13 protein-coding genes and 1 riboswitch are annotated in these 16,381 nt (G+C 47.9%); of the genes, 3 read left to right on the plus strand and 10 right to left on the minus strand.

What is annotated here, in order from left to right; translation table 11 throughout:
• The 5 genes from ACXN9U_RS18035 to ACXN9U_RS18055 form a co-directional block, all read right to left on the minus strand.
• Positions 1–831, minus strand: coding sequence for an NAD(P)H-hydrate dehydratase (locus tag ACXN9U_RS18035; RefSeq protein ID WP_060963938.1), 831 nt, complete (start codon positions 829–831; stop codon positions 1–3).
• Positions 832–922: 91 nt separating this feature from the next.
• A complete protein-coding gene (cydC, locus tag ACXN9U_RS18040) occupies positions 923–2,653 on the minus strand; it encodes a thiol reductant ABC exporter subunit CydC (protein ID WP_060963937.1) in 1,731 nt (576 codons plus the stop codon).
• Positions 2,650–4,353 carry a thiol reductant ABC exporter subunit CydD gene (gene cydD / locus ACXN9U_RS18045; RefSeq protein ID WP_049627639.1) on the minus strand — a complete coding sequence of 568 codons (1,704 nt, stop codon included), beginning with the start codon at positions 4,351–4,353 and terminating at the stop codon, positions 2,650–2,652. The genes cydC and cydD overlap by 4 nt, the downstream gene beginning before the upstream one ends.
• Entirely contained in the window at positions 4,353–5,369 is a 1,017-nt protein-coding gene (cydB, locus tag ACXN9U_RS18050; RefSeq protein WP_060963936.1) for a cytochrome d ubiquinol oxidase subunit II, read from the minus strand. Before cydB ends, cydD begins: the two co-directional genes overlap by 1 nt.
• A complete protein-coding gene (locus ACXN9U_RS18055) occupies positions 5,353–6,759 on the minus strand; it encodes a cytochrome ubiquinol oxidase subunit I (protein WP_016937474.1) in 1,407 nt (468 codons plus the stop codon). The genes cydB and ACXN9U_RS18055 overlap by 17 nt, the downstream gene beginning before the upstream one ends.
• Positions 6,760–7,259: 500 nt before the next feature.
• On the opposite strand from ACXN9U_RS18055, the gene cimH reads away from it, so the two are divergent.
• Positions 7,260–8,603, plus strand: coding sequence for a citrate/malate transporter CimH (gene cimH, locus ACXN9U_RS18060; protein WP_060963935.1), 1,344 nt, complete (start codon positions 7,260–7,262; stop codon positions 8,601–8,603).
• Positions 8,604–8,638: 35 nt separating this feature from the next.
• Here cimH and ACXN9U_RS18065 read toward each other — a convergent pair whose 3' ends face one another.
• The 4 genes from ACXN9U_RS18065 to ACXN9U_RS18080 all read right to left on the minus strand — a co-directional run bounded on the left by ACXN9U_RS18065 (position 8,639) and on the right by ACXN9U_RS18080 (position 12,686).
• Entirely contained in the window at positions 8,639–9,481 is an 843-nt protein-coding gene (locus tag ACXN9U_RS18065; protein WP_060963934.1) for a polysaccharide deacetylase family protein, read from the minus strand.
• 93 nt (positions 9,482–9,574) lie between these two features.
• Positions 9,575–10,675, minus strand: a complete 1,101-nt coding sequence (locus tag ACXN9U_RS18070; protein WP_060963933.1) for an ABC transporter ATP-binding protein — start codon at positions 10,673–10,675, stop codon at positions 9,575–9,577.
• Between the two features lie 123 nt (positions 10,676–10,798).
• Positions 10,799–11,686 carry a PucR family transcriptional regulator gene (locus tag ACXN9U_RS18075; protein ID WP_489201998.1) on the minus strand — a complete coding sequence of 296 codons (888 nt, stop codon included), beginning with the start codon at positions 11,684–11,686 and terminating at the stop codon, positions 10,799–10,801.
• A 163-nt stretch (positions 11,687–11,849) separates the two neighbouring features.
• The gene (locus ACXN9U_RS18080; protein ID WP_016937469.1) at positions 11,850–12,686 is read right to left on the minus strand and encodes a YitT family protein; all 837 of its coding nucleotides are present in this window, start codon (positions 12,684–12,686) and stop codon (positions 11,850–11,852) included.
• A 65-nt stretch (positions 12,687–12,751) separates the two neighbouring features.
• Positions 12,752–12,854, minus strand: a riboswitch (guanidine-I (ykkC/yxkD leader).
• A 346-nt stretch (positions 12,855–13,200) separates the two neighbouring features.
• Between ACXN9U_RS18080 and ACXN9U_RS18085 the strand changes: the two genes are divergently transcribed.
• Complete coding sequence (locus ACXN9U_RS18085) at positions 13,201–13,740, plus strand: DUF4352 domain-containing protein (RefSeq protein ID WP_145930780.1); 540 nt, start codon at positions 13,201–13,203, stop codon at positions 13,738–13,740.
• 46 nt (positions 13,741–13,786) lie between these two features.
• Here ACXN9U_RS18085 and galE read toward each other — a convergent pair whose 3' ends face one another.
• Complete coding sequence (gene galE, locus ACXN9U_RS18090) at positions 13,787–14,803, minus strand: UDP-glucose 4-epimerase GalE (RefSeq protein ID WP_060963930.1); 1,017 nt, start codon at positions 14,801–14,803, stop codon at positions 13,787–13,789.
• A gap of 193 nt (positions 14,804–14,996) precedes the next feature.
• Here galE and pepT point away from each other — a divergent pair, with 193 nt between their 5' ends.
• Positions 14,997–16,229: a peptidase T gene (gene pepT / locus ACXN9U_RS18095; RefSeq protein WP_489201999.1), complete on the plus strand. Its 1,233-nt coding sequence runs from the start codon at positions 14,997–14,999 to the stop codon at positions 16,227–16,229.
• The last annotated feature ends 152 nt before the right edge of the window (positions 16,230–16,381 follow it).

A 16,381-nucleotide genomic window follows, 5' to 3' on the forward strand; every position in this document is an offset into this window, starting at 1 on the left:
TTATTCATATTCCTTCCATACACGCGGCAGCAGTTCAGAAAGTTCGTGCGCCAATAAGGTATGTGCGGAGCGCTCTTTCGTCCATAACTCCGCACATTCGCCGTGAAGGCGGACGGCGTTCAATACGGCATGCTTCGGGTCTTGATGACAGCACAACATACCGAGGATCATTCCCGTCAGCGTGTCGCCGGTCCCGCCTTTTGCAAGCGCGCCGTTTCCGGTTGTATTCCGGCGGCACTCCCCGTCAGGAAAAGCGATAATGGTTTCGTTTCCTTTCAGGACAATCGTGACATGAAGCCGCTCCGCCCATTCCGCGGCATATGCCGCTCTGTTCTGCTGAATCTCTTGAATCGGAAGGCCTGTCATTCTTGAAAATTCGCCGGGGTGAGGCGTCAAGATCACCGGGGCTTTCCTTTCCGGATAGGTTCTTTTCGTTATGGCGCCCGCATCCAGTATGACGGGATAATCGGCAGAAAGCAGCTGGTCAGCCGCCTGCTGCACTTCGTCCGTTTGGGGAAGCCCCGGCCCGATGGCCGCGGCCCGGATGGTTTCTTCCGGCTGACCCGCCGCGGCTTTTTTCCACCCGTCCCGCCAGTACGTCGCTTCCGGCAGCACCGGGACAATGAGCGGGATGACGCCTGCCGATGTACCGATGACGAGCTTGCCGACGCCGCTTCTCATCGCGCCCAAACCTGCAAGAAGGGCGGCTCCCGGCATGTCATCGCTTCCGGCCAGCAATAACGCCGTCCCGAACGTCCCCTTATGGCTGTCTGCCTCACGCTTCGGCAATGTATCTTTCACATCCCGTTCCGTCCATTCCAGTATGTCCATCTCTGTACCTCCTCTTCTGTCTCTTATTTATATTCCAAACAAGAAGAGATTTTAAACCGCACAAAAAAAACAGCCGCACGTTTGCGGCTGTTTATGTTCTGATCGGAACATCAAGACGGTAAAGCTTCCGGTACCGTTCGTTTTCTGCAAGCAGCTCTTGATGGGTTCCTTCCATTTCTGCTTTTCCATTTTCTAAAAAGACGATCTTATCAGCTGTTTCCACACCTGCCAGATGGTGTGTAATCCAGAGGATCGTTTTCTCTTTAAAGACGTCAAAAATCGTATCAAGCAATTCGCGTTCAGTGACCGCATCAAGGCCGACCGTCGGTTCATCAAGAATAATGACTGGCGTATCCTGGAGCAGAATGCGGGCAAGTGCGATCCGCTGACGCTCCCCGCCTGAAAAACGTATCCCCGTCTCCTGCACGGACGTTTCATACCCGTCAGGCAGTGATTCAATATAGTCGTGCAGCTTCACTTGCCGCGCCGCACGCTTAACATCTTCATCACTCGCCTTGCCGTTTCCGAGCCGGATATTGTTCATAATGCTCGTATTAAAAAGATGAGGCTTCTGATTCAAAACGGCCACCGCTGAGGAAATCTGATCCTGCACGGCCGCAGTTTCCAGCCCGTTCAGTGTCACTTTGCCTGAATCGGGAACTAAGGCGCCTTCAATTAAAGCGAGAGAGGTCGACTTACCGGAGCCGCTCCTGCCGAGCAGCGCCATTTTTTCACCCTGGCGGAGAGTGAAGGAAAAGCGGTCAAGCACATGACTGTGCTGATCATAAGAAAATGTCACGTTATCAAACGTCAGTGTCACATCAGTGACATCCAGTTTCTCATCTGACTGCTTCACCTCACGCCCCCGCAGCTCCGGAGCCGCCTTACTCATTCTTCTGATCGAATCCTGATAAGAAGGCACTTCCGTCAGCGCATCCGAAAGGGGCAGAAACGCCTCCGTCAATGGAAATACAACAAGCACAAAGGCCGCGATCATCGTGTTGGCCATACTGCCGTCCGCATACTGACCCGCCGTCCAGAACAGCATGATCAATATGAAGCCGCCGACAAAGCATTGTGCGGCGAGATCGCGCAGCCTCGTAAATCGCTGACGCTTGCTCTCAAGGTCAAACCACGCCTTTTCTTTCTCTTCATAAGAGGAAATAAAGGCGGCCTGACGTCCCGAGAACATCCAGTCGCTCACGCCGAGCACGGCATCGGTCAGCCGGCTGTAGAGCGTATTCCGTCCGCTTTTCAGCCTCATGTTTTTCGCTCTCGTCACAAGAAGCGACACAACCGGAAATAAGACAACTAATACAAACAGGTAAATCGCCGCAAGAGCGGCAAACGGCCAGGAAAAAAAGCCGAGCCCGATAACGGATGCCGCATAGAGCAGCAAAGCGGAAACCCCGGGGAAAATCGTTTTTAAAAACGCATCCTGCAAATGCTCAATATCCTCAGCCAAAATGCCGAGCATGTCGCCCGTCCGGAAACGGGAAGAGAGCATGAGAGAGGCCGGCTCCAGCATATTGTAAAGCCGCACCCGCATGTCGGACACGATTTTCAAAATGATATGGTGCCCCGTCAGACGCTCGGCATACCGGGAGACTGAACGGGCGATCCCGAAGGTCCGCACGGCCACAATCGGGACGTACACCAGCAGGATATTCTCAGGCCTTGTCGCCGACTTTGAGATCAAAAAACCGGAAGTAAACATGAGAAAGGCCGCCGAAAAAATCGTCACCGCGCCTAAAAAAATCACAAGAACAAACAAACGGGCATTTTGCTTCATATACGGCAGAATCCATTCTTCTTTCCTCATGTTCTTTCCCCCAGTTGCGCCTCTACAAGTTTGGCGTATACGCCTTGTTTCGCCATCAATTCGTCGTGGGTGCCGATTTCCGCTACCGCGCCGTCATCAAGCACGATAATCTCGTCCATTTCAAGCATCCAGTGAAGACGATGAGTGGCCAGAAAAACAAGCTTATTTTCAAACAGGTCTTTCATCGTTTCTTTTATTTCATACTCTGTTTCAATATCAAGGTGAGCGGTCGGCTCATCCAAAAGGAGAATCGGTCGGTTTCCTAAAAAGGCTCTGGCCAGCGCGACACGCTGAGCCTGCCCTCCGCTGAGCGCCCGTCCGCCCTCGCCGATCCGGCCGTCAAGACCGCCGGGCAGATCACGGATCAGTTCGGAAAGACCCGCTGAAGCAGCGGCCTGCGCTGTTTCCTCACGGGAAGCATCAGGATGATAAAACCGGATATTATTCAAAAGCGTGTCATCAAAAATATACGGATGCTGCGGAATATAGAGCAGCTGCTTCTGCCAGCCGTCCGACTGCAGATGCGAGCGGGATTCACCGTTTACCTTGATCTCACCGGACGCAGGCTCTAAAAAGCCGCCCAGCACATCAATGAGAGTCGATTTTCCCGCGCCGCTTTCCCCGATAATCCCGATTTTTCTCTTCCCTTTAAAGGACAGATTAAATTCAGACATCGATTCACGGACGGACAAACGAGTAAGCTGTAATTCATCTCCGTCAGTCCACGTATCAAGCTCGAGCGGCTTTTCTTCTTTAAAACCGGGCTGCGCCAAAATCGCCTGAATGGTTTTTCCCGCTTCCTGCCCGTTTAATGTCGCGTGGTAATCATTTCCCACCTCGCGGACCGGGAGAAAGTATTCAGGCGCGAGAATCAGCGCGGTCAATGCCGGACCGAGAAGAATCTGTCCGTCTATCAGCCGCAAGCCGAGGAACACCGCCACTGTCGCCACCGACAGCATCGTGAAGAAATCAAGGGCGAATGATGATAAAAACGCGACCCGGAGCGTGCTCATCGTCGCCTTGCGGTATCTCTCACTGACATGAAAAATATTTTTGCTGTGTGATTTGCTTAATCCTAAAAACCGCAATGTCTCCAGTCCGCGGAGCGAATCCACGAAATGATTGGAAAGCGTCTGATAGGACTTCCATTGGCGATCGGCTTTTTTCTGTGCGACAAGTCCGAGCAGAATCATAAATACAATCAAAATCGGAAGCGCAAGAATCAGAATCAAAGCCGATGTTTTATCCTGAAAAAACACGTAAATGACAACGGCAGCCGGCACGATCGCCATGCTGACCATTTTCGGCAGAAACAGCTCTAAATAGCGGCGGAACTGGCTGATGCCTTCCATCGCCAGCGTCACCATCCGGCCTGTCCCCTCTTTTTTCGCAAAGCGGGGGCCGAGACGGAACAATTGCTCAAGAAATCTTTTTCTTAAGTCTGCGCCGGTTTGCGCGGCATATTGGTACACGATTTTCTGCCGGACCGTTGTCACCGCATGCCGGACCAAAAACGCAAGCAGGAAAAAGCCGATAACCGGATAAAGAGAAGCAATCCGCTTCCCGTTAAATAATCCGGTTACCGCCTGGCTCAGCCATTCCGCCTGCAAGATAATGGCGGCCGTTTGTATGATCGTTAATCCCGTAATGATCGCAAGAATCCGCTTCATTCCTTTATAAAGAAACAGGTCTTTTCCCATTAATAAGTCATAGGCTCCTTATGGCTGACGCGTTTCCGGAAGACATAATAGCTCCAGATCTGACTGCCGATGACAAACGGCAGCAGAGTCAGTGCGACAATTGTCATGACTTTAAGTGAATAATCACCGGAAGACGCGTTAGCTACTGTTAAGTCATACGCGCTTTTCAGCGAGCTGACCATGACGCGCGGGAACAGGGAGATAAAAATCATCGCGACTGTCAAAGCGAGACCCGCGCCGGTCATACCGAATGCCCAGCCGTCTTTTTTCTTGCTCATGAACACAATGGCAAGAACGTTGCAGATGACAATCAGCACGAATATTGGAATCGTGATGTTTGCCCGGCGTGTAAACATATCCGTATCGTATGCAGACATCGCAAAGAAAGCAAGTACAACAAGAAAGATAACACCGATTACGCGTTTTGCCATTTTTCTCGCACGCTCTTGTAAATCACCGATCGTGCGCAGGGTGATAAACATTAAACCGTGCAGGAATGAAAGAAGGGTGACGGCTGCTCCGCCAAGAACGGAATACACGTTCACAATATCTGAAAAACCAGCGTGAATGTTCATGTGTCCGTCAATCGGCACACCGCGGAACAAGCTTGTAAAGATAAGGCCGAATACAAACGGCGGGATAAGGCTTCCAAAGAAAATTACCCAGTCCCATGTTTTGACCCATTTCAGATTGTTCACTTGCCCGCGGAATTCAAATGCCACGCCGCGGCCCATCAAGGCAAGAAGAATAATGATAAACGGAATGTAATATCCGCTGAGCATCGTTGCATACCAGTTCGGGAATGCCGCGAAAATCGCTCCCGTACCTGTGATCAGCCACACCTCATTCGCATCCCAGAACGGGCCGATGGTGTTAACCAGCACTCTGCGTTCTAATTCATTATGGCCAAGAAATCGGGTCGAAATGCCGACACCGAAATCAAAACCTTCTAAAAAGAAAAATCCGACAAACAAAATCGAAACGAGTATAAACCAAAGATCATGAAGTGACCCCATGGTAGACCTCCTGACTGAACGGATCTGTTGATACAGGAACATCCTTGTGATCATCATGGTCCGCACCTTTTTTAATTTCACGAACGAATAGGAAAACAAGCAGCGCGCCTAAAATCAAGTACATGACGCCGAAGCTGATAATTGAAAACAGCAGAGATCCCGTCGTTACGTTAGGCGAAACGGATTGTGCGGTCGTCAATTGCCCCATGACCGTCCACGGCTGGCGGCCGATTTCAGTCATAATCCATCCGGCAGAGTTCGCAATGAACGGGAATGCGATCAGTGCGATCATGCCCCGTAAATACCACTTGCTTGTATGAAGCTTTTTGCGGCGGTTCAGAATAAAGCCGGCAATCGCGGCGAAAATCATAAGCGCGCCAGCACCCGCCATGATGCGGAAGCTCCAGAACGTCGTTTTAACAGGCGGGATATAGTCGCCTTTTCCGTACGTTTTTTCGTATTCTTTTTGAAGAGTTTTCATCCCTTTAACACTGCCGCTGAACTTCTGATAAGCCAAGTAGCTGAGTGCGTAAGGAATTGAAATTTCTGATGTGTTTTTTTCTTTATTCGTATCAATGTTCGCAAAGGCCGTCCACGCAGCAGGATCACCGCTGTCATCCCAAAGCGCTTCACTGGCAGCCATTTTCATCGGCTGCGATTCCATTAAATGCTCAGCCTGCATATGTCCGCTGAACGCAACGCCGATACCGGCGATCAGACCGACAATCATTGAAAGCTTGAAAGATTTATGGAAGAAAGGCACTTCTTTTTTCTTCAATAATTTATATGCGCTGACACCGGCGATAAAGAAAGCACCAGTTGCAAGCGCCCCGAAAATGACGTGAGGGAATTCAACCCAAAGCTGAGGGTTTGTCAAAAGCGCCCCGAAATCATTCATTTCTGCGCGGCCATTTTTAATCGCAAAGCCGACCGGCTCCTGCATGAATGAGTTTGCCGTCAAAATCCAGAAAGATGACATAATCGTCCCGAAGGATACAAGCCAAATGCAAAGCAAATGCACTTTTTTAGATAAACGGTCCCAGCCGAAAATCCATAATCCGATAAAAATAGACTCCATAAAGAACGCCAAAAGCGCTTCAACCGCAAGCGGAGCGCCAAATACGTCTCCGACAAAACGGGAATAATCAGACCAGTTCAATCCGAACTGAAATTCCTGAAGAATCCCTGTGACGACGCCGACAGCAAAGTTAATTAAAAAGAGATGTCCCCAAAATTTAGCCATTTTGAGATAGGTCTCTTGTTTTTTGACAACATAAAGCGTCTCCATCAAAGCAACCATAAACACAAGCCCGATAGACATAGGCACAAACAGGAAGTGAAACAATGTTGTAGATGCAAATTGTATGCGGGCTAAAACCAACTCACTCATGATGTTTTTCCTCCAATCTGGTAAATTGCTCAACATTTCACAAACACGACAAAACCATTGCTCGGCATTTCACAAGAAATGATATATTTGCTCAATGTTTCACAAATTTGTCAAAACTAATGAATTATCAGCCTGCACTCCCTAGGGGGCAGCGGCTGTCATAGAAATGATTCAATATCATTACTTTACAACGATTCCGCCTAAAAAAAAAGATCGATATACCTAAAAATAGGCTGAAATTGTGACCGATTAATGTCGAATTTGTAGAGATTTTATGTCGGCACCTAGGATTTTTGTCCCTTCCATATCGTACCTCTTTTTTATTCGTGTGGCGAACAAAATGCTTTATTCAGCGAGAAAGGCCGCCAAATCGCCTTTTTGAGAAAGAAAAGAGGGGAAAGCAAGTTTTCTAGTAAATTCCTAATATATGAACAATTTAAATTTTTTAGTATACTTTAAATGGGGATATTTTTCACTACATAACGACTGGGGGAACAAGCATGGGAGAACTTCAACCAAATTTGCAAACGGATTCACTCCAAAAACAGCAACGGACTGATAATTGGTTTGCCAGAGCAATGAATATAAGAATCGGCATTATTCCTCTTCCTATCTATATCCTGCTCTTCTTGCTTATTACGGTGTTTGTCATGAAACACGATGTAAAAAGCGACATCCTGACATCGATTGCCGTCATGAGTTTTTTCGGATTTACCTTCGGCCAGATCGGAAAATCCATTCCGATCGTGCGTTCCATCGGCGGCCCTGCGATCCTCGCAACCTTTATTCCGTCCGCTGTCGTCTACTACCACCTGCTTCCGAAAGATATTATTACATCAACAACAGAATTCACAGAAAACTCTAACTTTCTCTATCTATTTATTGCCGGTATCGTCGTCGGCAGTATTCTGGGGATGAAAAGAGAGACTCTCGTCAAAGCTTTCGTCAAGATTTTCATTCCGCTGATCGCCGGCTCGATCGCGGCCGCCATCGTCGGCTTATGCGTCGGGACGCTGCTCGGGCTCGGTTTTCAGCACACACTGCTTTATATTGTCGTCCCGATTATGGCGGGAGGTGTCGGCGAGGGCGCGATTCCTTTATCCATCGGCTACTCCGATATGATGCCGATGTCCCAGGGAGATGCCTTTGCGCTTGTGCTGCCGTCCATCATGCTCGGCAGCCTGTGTGCCATTATGTTATCGGGTTTGCTGAATGTCATCGGGAAACGCAAGCCGGAATGGACGGGCAACGGGAAGGTTGATAAGTCTGATCAATCCGCTCCTGTATTGGAACAGCAGGCCAATGACAATGCTTTTAATCTGTCTTTTTTCGCTTCGGGGGGGATTTTAGCGGTTTCCCTGTATTTGGTCGGCATGCTGGCGCATGATTTCTTTCAGCTTCCGGCTCCTGTCGTGATGCTCGTCCTTGCCGTGCTTATTAAGCTGTTCAGGCTGGCGCCGGCCTCGATTGAAAACGGAGCTTTCGGCGTTTCGCGTTTTTTCTCGACAGCCGTGACCTATCCGCTCTTATTTGCGATCGGCGTTTCAATGACACCGTGGGACAAACTGATTGCAGCGTTTAATATCAGCAATATCATTACCATTTTATCCATTGTCATTACGATGATAGCCGTCGGTTTTCTGAGCGGTAAATGGCTGAACCTGTACCCGATTGAGACGGCGATCATCAATGCCTGCCATTCCGGTCAGGGCGGCACAGGCGACGTCGCAATCTTAAGCGCCGCTGAACGGCTTGAGCTTATGCCGTTTGCCCAAGTGTCGACCAGAATCGGCGGGGCGATTACCGTGAGTATCACCCTCCTGTTGCTTCATCAATTCTATTAAACGGAAAAAAGCCTCCGCCATATGCGGAGGCTCTGTTATTTCATCACATTTTGGATATAAGAGCCGAATGCCGTACCGGACATGCCCGGCGACACACGGACACGGTGAAGCGAGTAAAGCCCCTGATCTCTCGATGCCGCTCCCGGCTCCGTCGTGACCGCCATACGGTAGCCTGCAGCAGCTGCGGCTTTTAAAGTTTCATTATTATATCGTCCGACAGGGTAACTGATTACAGACGTCCGCTGCCCGAACATTTGGTCAAATAAACGCTTAGAGTCCGCCATTTCGCGTCGCTGCTGCTGAGGCGTGAGCCCGTTCAATTCGAGATGGTTCATCGTATGGCTTTGAATGGAAATGCCGTGTGCGGCCATCTCCTTCATCTGCTTCTCAGTCAGGTGATTTTTATGTCCGATAAAGTTACCGATCATGAAGATGGTCGCTTTCATCTTATATTTCTTTAAAATGGGATACGCCGCTTTGACATTGTCGGTATAGCCGTCATCAAATGTGATCAGCACGCATTTTTCACGCGGCTCTCTATCCTCCGTCAGCATCAGATAGGCTTCTTCCGGAGTCATCGTATAATAGCCGTGATCATGAAGCCACTTCATATGCTGCTGGAATTCTTCCTTCGGCACACGCAGGCTGTTTCCCTCAGAAATGCTGTGGTACATCAGAATCGGCAGTCTCGCTGTTCCCTTCGTTTTAACCCAGGCGGACGTATCCGGCTCCTTTTTGATTTGGCGCTTTACAGACTTTTTATCGTGGTGCGCTTCTGCCTTCGGAATGCTCTCTTCGGCACTTGCCTCATGGTCCGAACAGGCGGCAAGCGTTAACAAAGCAGCCAAAAGGCACATGCACGTAATCATGCGTTTCATGGTTTTCCTGCTTTCTGTCTACTATTTACTTTTTATATCGGCCGACGGGCAAAAATTGTTTAAAAGCCGGACATCCAGCTGTCCGGCTTTGCGTTATGAGCGGATTCTGATTTCTGTTTCACTGTCGAAAAAATGAGCTTTATTCATGTCGAAAGCGACGGTCACTTCCTCACCGGCATGAATGTCATGGCGGGCATCAATCCGGGCGATAAAATCCTGATCCCCGATCCGGGAATAAACCATAATTTCTGACCCGAGCAATTCCGCGACATTGATTTTAGCTGTGATGGATGAACTCTTATAGGATTCTACCACAATCAGCTCGTCATGTATGTCTTCCGGGCGGATGCCGAAGATGACATCTTTACCGGCATAGCCTTTTTCCCGGAGCATTTTCATTTTCCCTTCCGGCACGCTGAGAGCGGCTGAACCGATCTGAATAGCGCCGTCAGTCAGCTTTCCTTTAAAAAAGTTCATCGCGGGGGAGCCGATGAACCCGCCGACAAAAACGTTTTCCGGATGTTCATAGACTTCTTTCGGCGTGCCGATCTGCTGAATCTTCCCATCCTTCATGACTACAATGCGTGTCGCCATCGTCAGCGCCTCTGTTTGGTCGTGCGTCACATAGATCGTAGTTGTTTGCAGTCTTTGATGGAGTTTAATAATTTCAGCCCGCATCTGCACCCGAAGCTTTGCGTCCAGATTTGACAGCGGCTCATCCATTAAAAACACTTTGGCGTCCCTGACGATCGCTCGTCCTAATGCAACACGCTGCCGCTGCCCGCCGGAGAGCGCCTTCGGTTTGCGGTGCAGATACTCTGTGAGCCCCAGCATTTTCGCTGCTTCTTCGACCCGTTTTTTAATCTCCGGTTTCGGCATCTTTCTCAGCTTCAGACCGAAAGCGATATTATCATAAACCGTCATATGCGGATACAGCGCATAGTTTTGGAACACCATGGCGATATCCCTGTCTTTAGGAGCGATATCATTCACTCTCGTGTCTCCGATATAAAAATCGCCCTTCGAGATGTCTTCCAGCCCGGCAACCATCCGCAATGTTGTCGACTTTCCGCATCCCGACGGACCGACAAACACGATAAACTCTTTATCTTTAATATGAAGGTTAAAATCATCGACAGCCGCTTCTTTTTGATCGTAATACTTATAAATATGCTCGAGCCGAAGTTCCGCCATGTATATCCTCCTTTATTTGTAAACGCTTTCTTAAATAGGATTGTAACAGCCTTCGGCGGCGGCGTGTATAGGCAATGTTCATAAAAAAAGCCGGCAGCCTCCGTGCACATTTCCCATTTACTGTTATTTTTCATACTGCAGGCAAATGAAATAAGCCAGCAGGGCGCCCCGATATGTCTTTATATCAATACCTGAGCGTTCCGCAAATTTATCAATCCGATATTGAAGACTGTTGCGGTGCAAATGCAGTTTTTTCGATGTGAGCGACATGTTTGAGTTATGTTCAATAAAAGTCTGAATCGTATGCTTCAGCTCCGGTTCTTTCTGAAACAGCAACACCGCCTCTTCGTGAAGCAATGCAGAGAGCTTATCTCGGCTTTCTTCCGAGAGCATGGCCGGAAATACCGTTTCCGCAGTCAGCGTGCTCAGCTGCGGGAGATGATGCCTTCCAATCTGAAAATATTGCTGTTCTCTCCGATAATGAAGGCGCAGACGTTCCCCGGCACCGTAATACCTCCCGATGAAGAAACGGACCCTGAAATAAAAATCGCATTCAGAAACCTTTACAAAAGATGCGATATCATCCGGATCAGGGGCTTCAAGCTTTTCTTCCTCTACAATCACGCCTTGATCCCTTCCCGTCCGGACAACTGTATATGAAACCGGCCAGAAATGGCGCAGCGCTTCCGTAAATGCCTCCCAGTCCCGTTCTCCCAATAAGTCATAATGGATAAAACGGACACGAGGCTCCTTGACATCAGGCACCGGACCTTCTTCCAGCAGAAACTGCCGCCACCTCTTTGCTGCCGCCGTCTCCGCAAAAAAATCGCCTTTTTCTTCAGCGGGCGTCAAAAATGATTCCAGAAGCAGTTTCTCCTTCGGGGTGATATCCTCCTTCGGAATGGCGACATAGACCCGCCTCTTCTCATCATAAAAACAAAAGACATCCTCTGCCGCACAGCACGTATCAGACAGCACAGCCCTCGGGTAAATTGCCAATAACGGGTTCATATGCGCTCCTCTCTATCGCTCTATTATATTTTCAGTATAAAACGTCCGGCGGGTTGTATCTACTTCATTTTAGAAACAGCTTTCCGGCTATTTCCCGGGAAACGGATCATACCGTTTCTCCCCGGTATATAAAAAACCCTCCGCACCGGCAGAGGGATCTTTTTTATTTAGAGATATCGACGAATCCTTCACCAAAGACGTCTCGCACATCATGAACAATGACAAACGCCTTTGTATCACAGCTTTTAATAATTTTCTTGAGCATGGAGAGCTCTTGTTTCTGGATGACGATATATAAAATTTCTTTCGACTGCCCCGTGTAATTCCCTTTACCCGACAGCAGCGTCACCCCTCTGTCCATAAGCGTGTTGACCTGCTCAGCGATTTCGTGCTTATGCTCAGATATGATCGTCACCGCTTTTTTCGTATTCAGCCCTTCAATGATAAAGTCCATCACCTTCGTTCCAATGTACAGCATCACAATGGTAAACATCATTTTTTCCGCACCGATGATGAAATAAGAACTGAAGACGACAATCAGATCAAAGAACAAAAGCGCATAGCTGATATTCCAATCGAGATATTTGTTCGCAATCCTCGCCAAAATGGCGGATCCCGCAGTCGTGCCTCCGACTCGGATAATGATTCCGATTCCGACACCGGCAAACACACCTGCAAAAATAGTATTAATAATGAGTTCATGTGACGGCGAGTGCCAGTCATGCGTCAGATGCAGAAACAGCGAGTTGGCGACAACGGTAATGATCGTATAAAGCGTTGTTTTACCGTCTAAAAACTTATATCCGATGATCAATAAGATCCCGTTCAAAATGATATTCGTCACCCCGGGCGACCATTCAAACACATAATACAAGATCAAGGTAATCCCCGTTACCCCGCCCTCTCCAAGATCATTCGGAATGGCGAATAAATTAACGGCCAATGCGAAGATAAAAGCCCCAATCATCAGCATCAGCACATCCAGCAACCTCTTTTTCATCCCAGACACTCCCTTTTTATAAAATCAAAAAAGCCCGGGAGAGCACTCTTCATCAAAAGAGCAGAAACTCCCGGGCTTTTATCCCACCGTGTCACAGCAAAAAACCTGCTGTGTGTTTTCTCTCGGTCCAGACCAATTCAGCATTGCGGAACCCTAGAAAACCACTGTTTTTTATCTTCAGTTTTTGTATTTCTTTCAAGATTATACGGGAAATCACGAGCATGTTCAACCACTCTTTTTTCCATAAACCTATGAAAAATTCGAACGACCTGCCGATACTAATAAAGGCCCTTAAAATATATGACTAAAAAATCATCAAAATACTATTTTTCTCAAAATTGTATTGACTATAAGTTATTTTACAGGCATTATAGTATGTAGTTTTCAAGAAATAGTTTACATAGGAGGAAATATTATGGCGGGAAACTTAGTGTCTTGTAAGGCATGCGGCAAAGAAATCGCTAAAGGCGTTAAAAAATGCCCAAACTGCGGTAAAGATCAGAGAAACTTTTTTATGAGACATAAAATCATCACATTGCTTCTGGCAGTAGTCGTTATTATCATTCTCGTAAATCTCGGCGGCGGAGGCGGATCTTCATCATCTAAAACTGCGTCCTCAAAAGCTGCGGAGTCCAAGGAAAAACTGTATAACATCGGTGATACTGTTAAGACTGAAAAAACAGAAGTTACTGTGACGAAAGTGGAAAAAAGAGATTCAGTAGGCTCTCAATTTGTCGAGAAAAAAGCGTCTGACGGCGGCGTTATCGTAGCTGTTCAATACACAGTTAAAAATGTGTCAGACAAGCCGTTAAGCTCTTTCTCCATTCCAAGAGCAAAATTAGTAGATTCTAAAGGAACATCCTATGATTCAGATATTGATGCTTCTTCAAGCTATGCAACGGAAACAAAAGTAGACAACAGTAAAATTTTAAGTGACTTGAACCCGAACATTAAAGTTACTGACGTAAAAGCTTTTGAAGTTGATAAAAACGCATACTCTAAAGGCACTTGGAAATTAAAATTCAGCAACGATGTTGAAGTAAAAGTTAAATAATGATCATAACAAAAGAGACCCTCATCATTTGAAGGTCTCTTTCTTTTTACACCTTTTGATACCCGTTCACATTGGAGGACTGCCACTTCCAAGAGTCGGCGCACATTTCTTCAAGGCCGCGCTTTGCTTCCCAGCCTAATTCTGCCTTCGCTTTTGCCGGGTCTGCGAAGCATGCGGCAATGTCTCCCGGGCGCCGGTCGGCAAAACGGTACGGCACTTCTTTTCCCGATACTTTTTCAAACGCCTTGACCATCTCAAGAACGCTGTAGCCTCTTCCCGTGCCGAGATTATAGGCGTCGGCGCCCGTTGTGTCCAGCACCTTTTCAAGCGCTCTGACGTGGCCCTCGGCAAGGTCAACGACATGGATGTAATCCCGCACGCCGGTACCGTCCTTTGTCGGATAATCATTGCCGAACACCTGCAATTGCTCAAGCTTGCCGACAGCGACTTGGGCGACGTACGGCATTAAATTATTCGGGATGCCGTTCGGGTCTTCTCCGATCCGGCCGCTCGGATGCGCGCCGAACGGATTAAAGTAGCGGAGCAGCGCAATGCTCCATTCAGGGTCCGCCTTATGCAGATCGCGCAAAATCTGTTCCAGCATCAGCTTGGTCTGCCCGTAAGGATTGGTCGCACTTAACGGAAAATCTTCGGTGATCGGCGTTGTTTCCGGAACGCCGTAAACCGTCGCTGATGAGCTGAAGACGATTTTTTTCACACCGTGTGCCTGCATGGCTTCACATAAAATAAACGTCCCCGTCAGATTATTATGATAATAACGGAGCGGAACAGCCACAGACTCACCGACCGCTTTTAAACCCGCAAAATGAATGACGGCTTCAATCTCATTTGCAGCAAACACCCGGTGAACGGCGTCACGGTCAAGGAGATCCGCTTCATAAAACACAAGCCCTTTTCCGGTAATGTCTTTCACACGCTCCAATGCTTCCGGTGAACTATTTGACAGATTATCCAGAACCACGATGTCATAGCCGCTGTTTAACAGCTCAACACATGTGTGGCTCCCGATATAACCCGCTCCGCCTGTCACTAAAATCGCCATGAAGAAAGCCTCCCTATTGAATGAATTGACCATATTATATAGTTTTTTTCTTCCTCAATCATCCATTTTCAGAAAGTTTAATCGTTTAGTCATCGTTTCTTCATATTTTGTTTTCATTCGCGTAATTCAAACGGGTTGTGAAATAGAAATCCTTCCCCTGCACATGGTAAGATAAGACAAAGGAGATGACGGTATGAAAAACGAAATCATTGAACGCTTTACTTCTTATGTAAAAGTCGATACACAGTCTGACGAAAACAATGAAAACTGCCCATCCACCCCCGGACAGCTCACATTGGCCAACATGCTGGCAGATGAATTAAAGTCGATCGGCATGAAAGAAATCACAGTCGATGACAATGGATACGTCATGGCGACTCTTCCGGCAAATACGGATAAAGACGTGCCGACGATCGGTTTTCTGGCCCACGTAGATACAGCGACTGATTTCACCGGAAAAAATGTGAATCCTCAGATTATTGAAAGCTATGACGGACATGATATCGTTCTGAATGACAAACTCAACGTCATCCTGTCGCCAGAGCAATTCCCGGAGCTTTCCCGCTATAAAGGCCAGACGCTGATTACAACCGACGGCACGACGCTGCTCGGAGCCGACAACAAAGCGGGCATTGCCGAAATCATGACGGCAATGGTGTACTTGATCAAACATCCGGACATCAAACACGGGACGATCCGGGTCGCATTCACGCCGGATGAAGAAATCGGCAGAGGGCCTCACAAATTCGATGTCGGCCGCTTCAACGCCGCATTCGCCTACACGATAGACGGAGGCCCCCTCGGCGAACTGCAATATGAAAGCTTTAACGCAGCCTCCGCAAAGCTTACTTGTTACGGAAAAAGCGTTCACCCCGGAACGGCGAAAAACAAAATGGTCAACGCTTCAAAAATCGCGATGGAATTTCATCACGCGCTGCCGAAAGAAGAAGCGCCGGAATATACGGAAGGGTATGAAGGCTTCTATCACTTAAATTCAATGAACGGAGACGTTTCTGAAGCCGCCCTGTCGTACATCATCAGAGACTTTGACAGAGACCGCTTTACAGAACGAAAAGAATTTATGCAGAAAACCGCCGACGCGCTTGCGGCTAAATACGGCAAGGAAAGCATCAAGCTTGAACTGCATGATCAATATTACAACATGAGAGAAAAAATCGAACCGGTCAAAGAAATTGTCGACATCGCCTATCAAGCCATGAAAAACCTCGGCATCGAACCGATTATCGAACCGATCCGGGGCGGAACCGACGGATCACAGCTCTCTTACATGGGACTGCCGACACCGAACATCTTCACGGGCGGCGAAAACTTCCACGGAAAATATGAATACATTTCCGTCGACCATATGGAAAAGGCGGTAAACGTCATTGTTGAGATCGCCAGGCTGTTTGAAGAACGCGCGTAAAACCAAAGCTCCCTGCTTTGGTTTTTTTCTTTCACATGAAACCTTTCCTTCTTTCTTTCCGTATATAAGGTATGAATTGGAAGGAGGGAGTGAAGACTATGGCAAGAGGCACTGTAGCAAATGAATTAAAAAAAACCTTAAAAGACCCCCGC

Source organism: Bacillus sp. BACIII, from assembly GCF_057836745.1.

Coding starts and splice junctions, on each gene's coding strand:
- ACXN9U_RS18035 (WP_060963938.1), bottom strand. CDS start 831: ATGGACATACTGGAATGGACGGAACGGGATGTGAAAGATACATTGCCG.
- cydC (WP_060963937.1), bottom strand. CDS start 2,653: ATGAGGAAAGAAGAATGGATTCTGCCGTATATGAAGCAAAATGCCCGT.
- cydD (WP_049627639.1), bottom strand. CDS start 4,353: ATGGGAAAAGACCTGTTTCTTTATAAAGGAATGAAGCGGATTCTTGCG.
- cydB (WP_060963936.1), bottom strand. CDS start 5,369: ATGGGGTCACTTCATGATCTTTGGTTTATACTCGTTTCGATTTTGTTT.
- ACXN9U_RS18055 (WP_016937474.1), bottom strand. CDS start 6,759: ATGAGTGAGTTGGTTTTAGCCCGCATACAATTTGCATCTACAACATTG.
- cimH (WP_060963935.1), top strand. CDS start 7,260: ATGGGAGAACTTCAACCAAATTTGCAAACGGATTCACTCCAAAAACAG.
- ACXN9U_RS18065 (WP_060963934.1), bottom strand. CDS start 9,481: ATGAAACGCATGATTACGTGCATGTGCCTTTTGGCTGCTTTGTTAACG.
- ACXN9U_RS18070 (WP_060963933.1), bottom strand. CDS start 10,675: ATGGCGGAACTTCGGCTCGAGCATATTTATAAGTATTACGATCAAAAA.
- ACXN9U_RS18075 (WP_489201998.1), bottom strand. CDS start 11,686: ATGAACCCGTTATTGGCAATTTACCCGAGGGCTGTGCTGTCTGATACG.
- ACXN9U_RS18080 (WP_016937469.1), bottom strand. CDS start 12,686: ATGAAAAAGAGGTTGCTGGATGTGCTGATGCTGATGATTGGGGCTTTT.
- ACXN9U_RS18085 (WP_145930780.1), top strand. CDS start 13,201: ATGAGACATAAAATCATCACATTGCTTCTGGCAGTAGTCGTTATTATC.
- galE (WP_060963930.1), bottom strand. CDS start 14,803: ATGGCGATTTTAGTGACAGGCGGAGCGGGTTATATCGGGAGCCACACA.
- pepT (WP_489201999.1), top strand. CDS start 14,997: ATGAAAAACGAAATCATTGAACGCTTTACTTCTTATGTAAAAGTCGAT.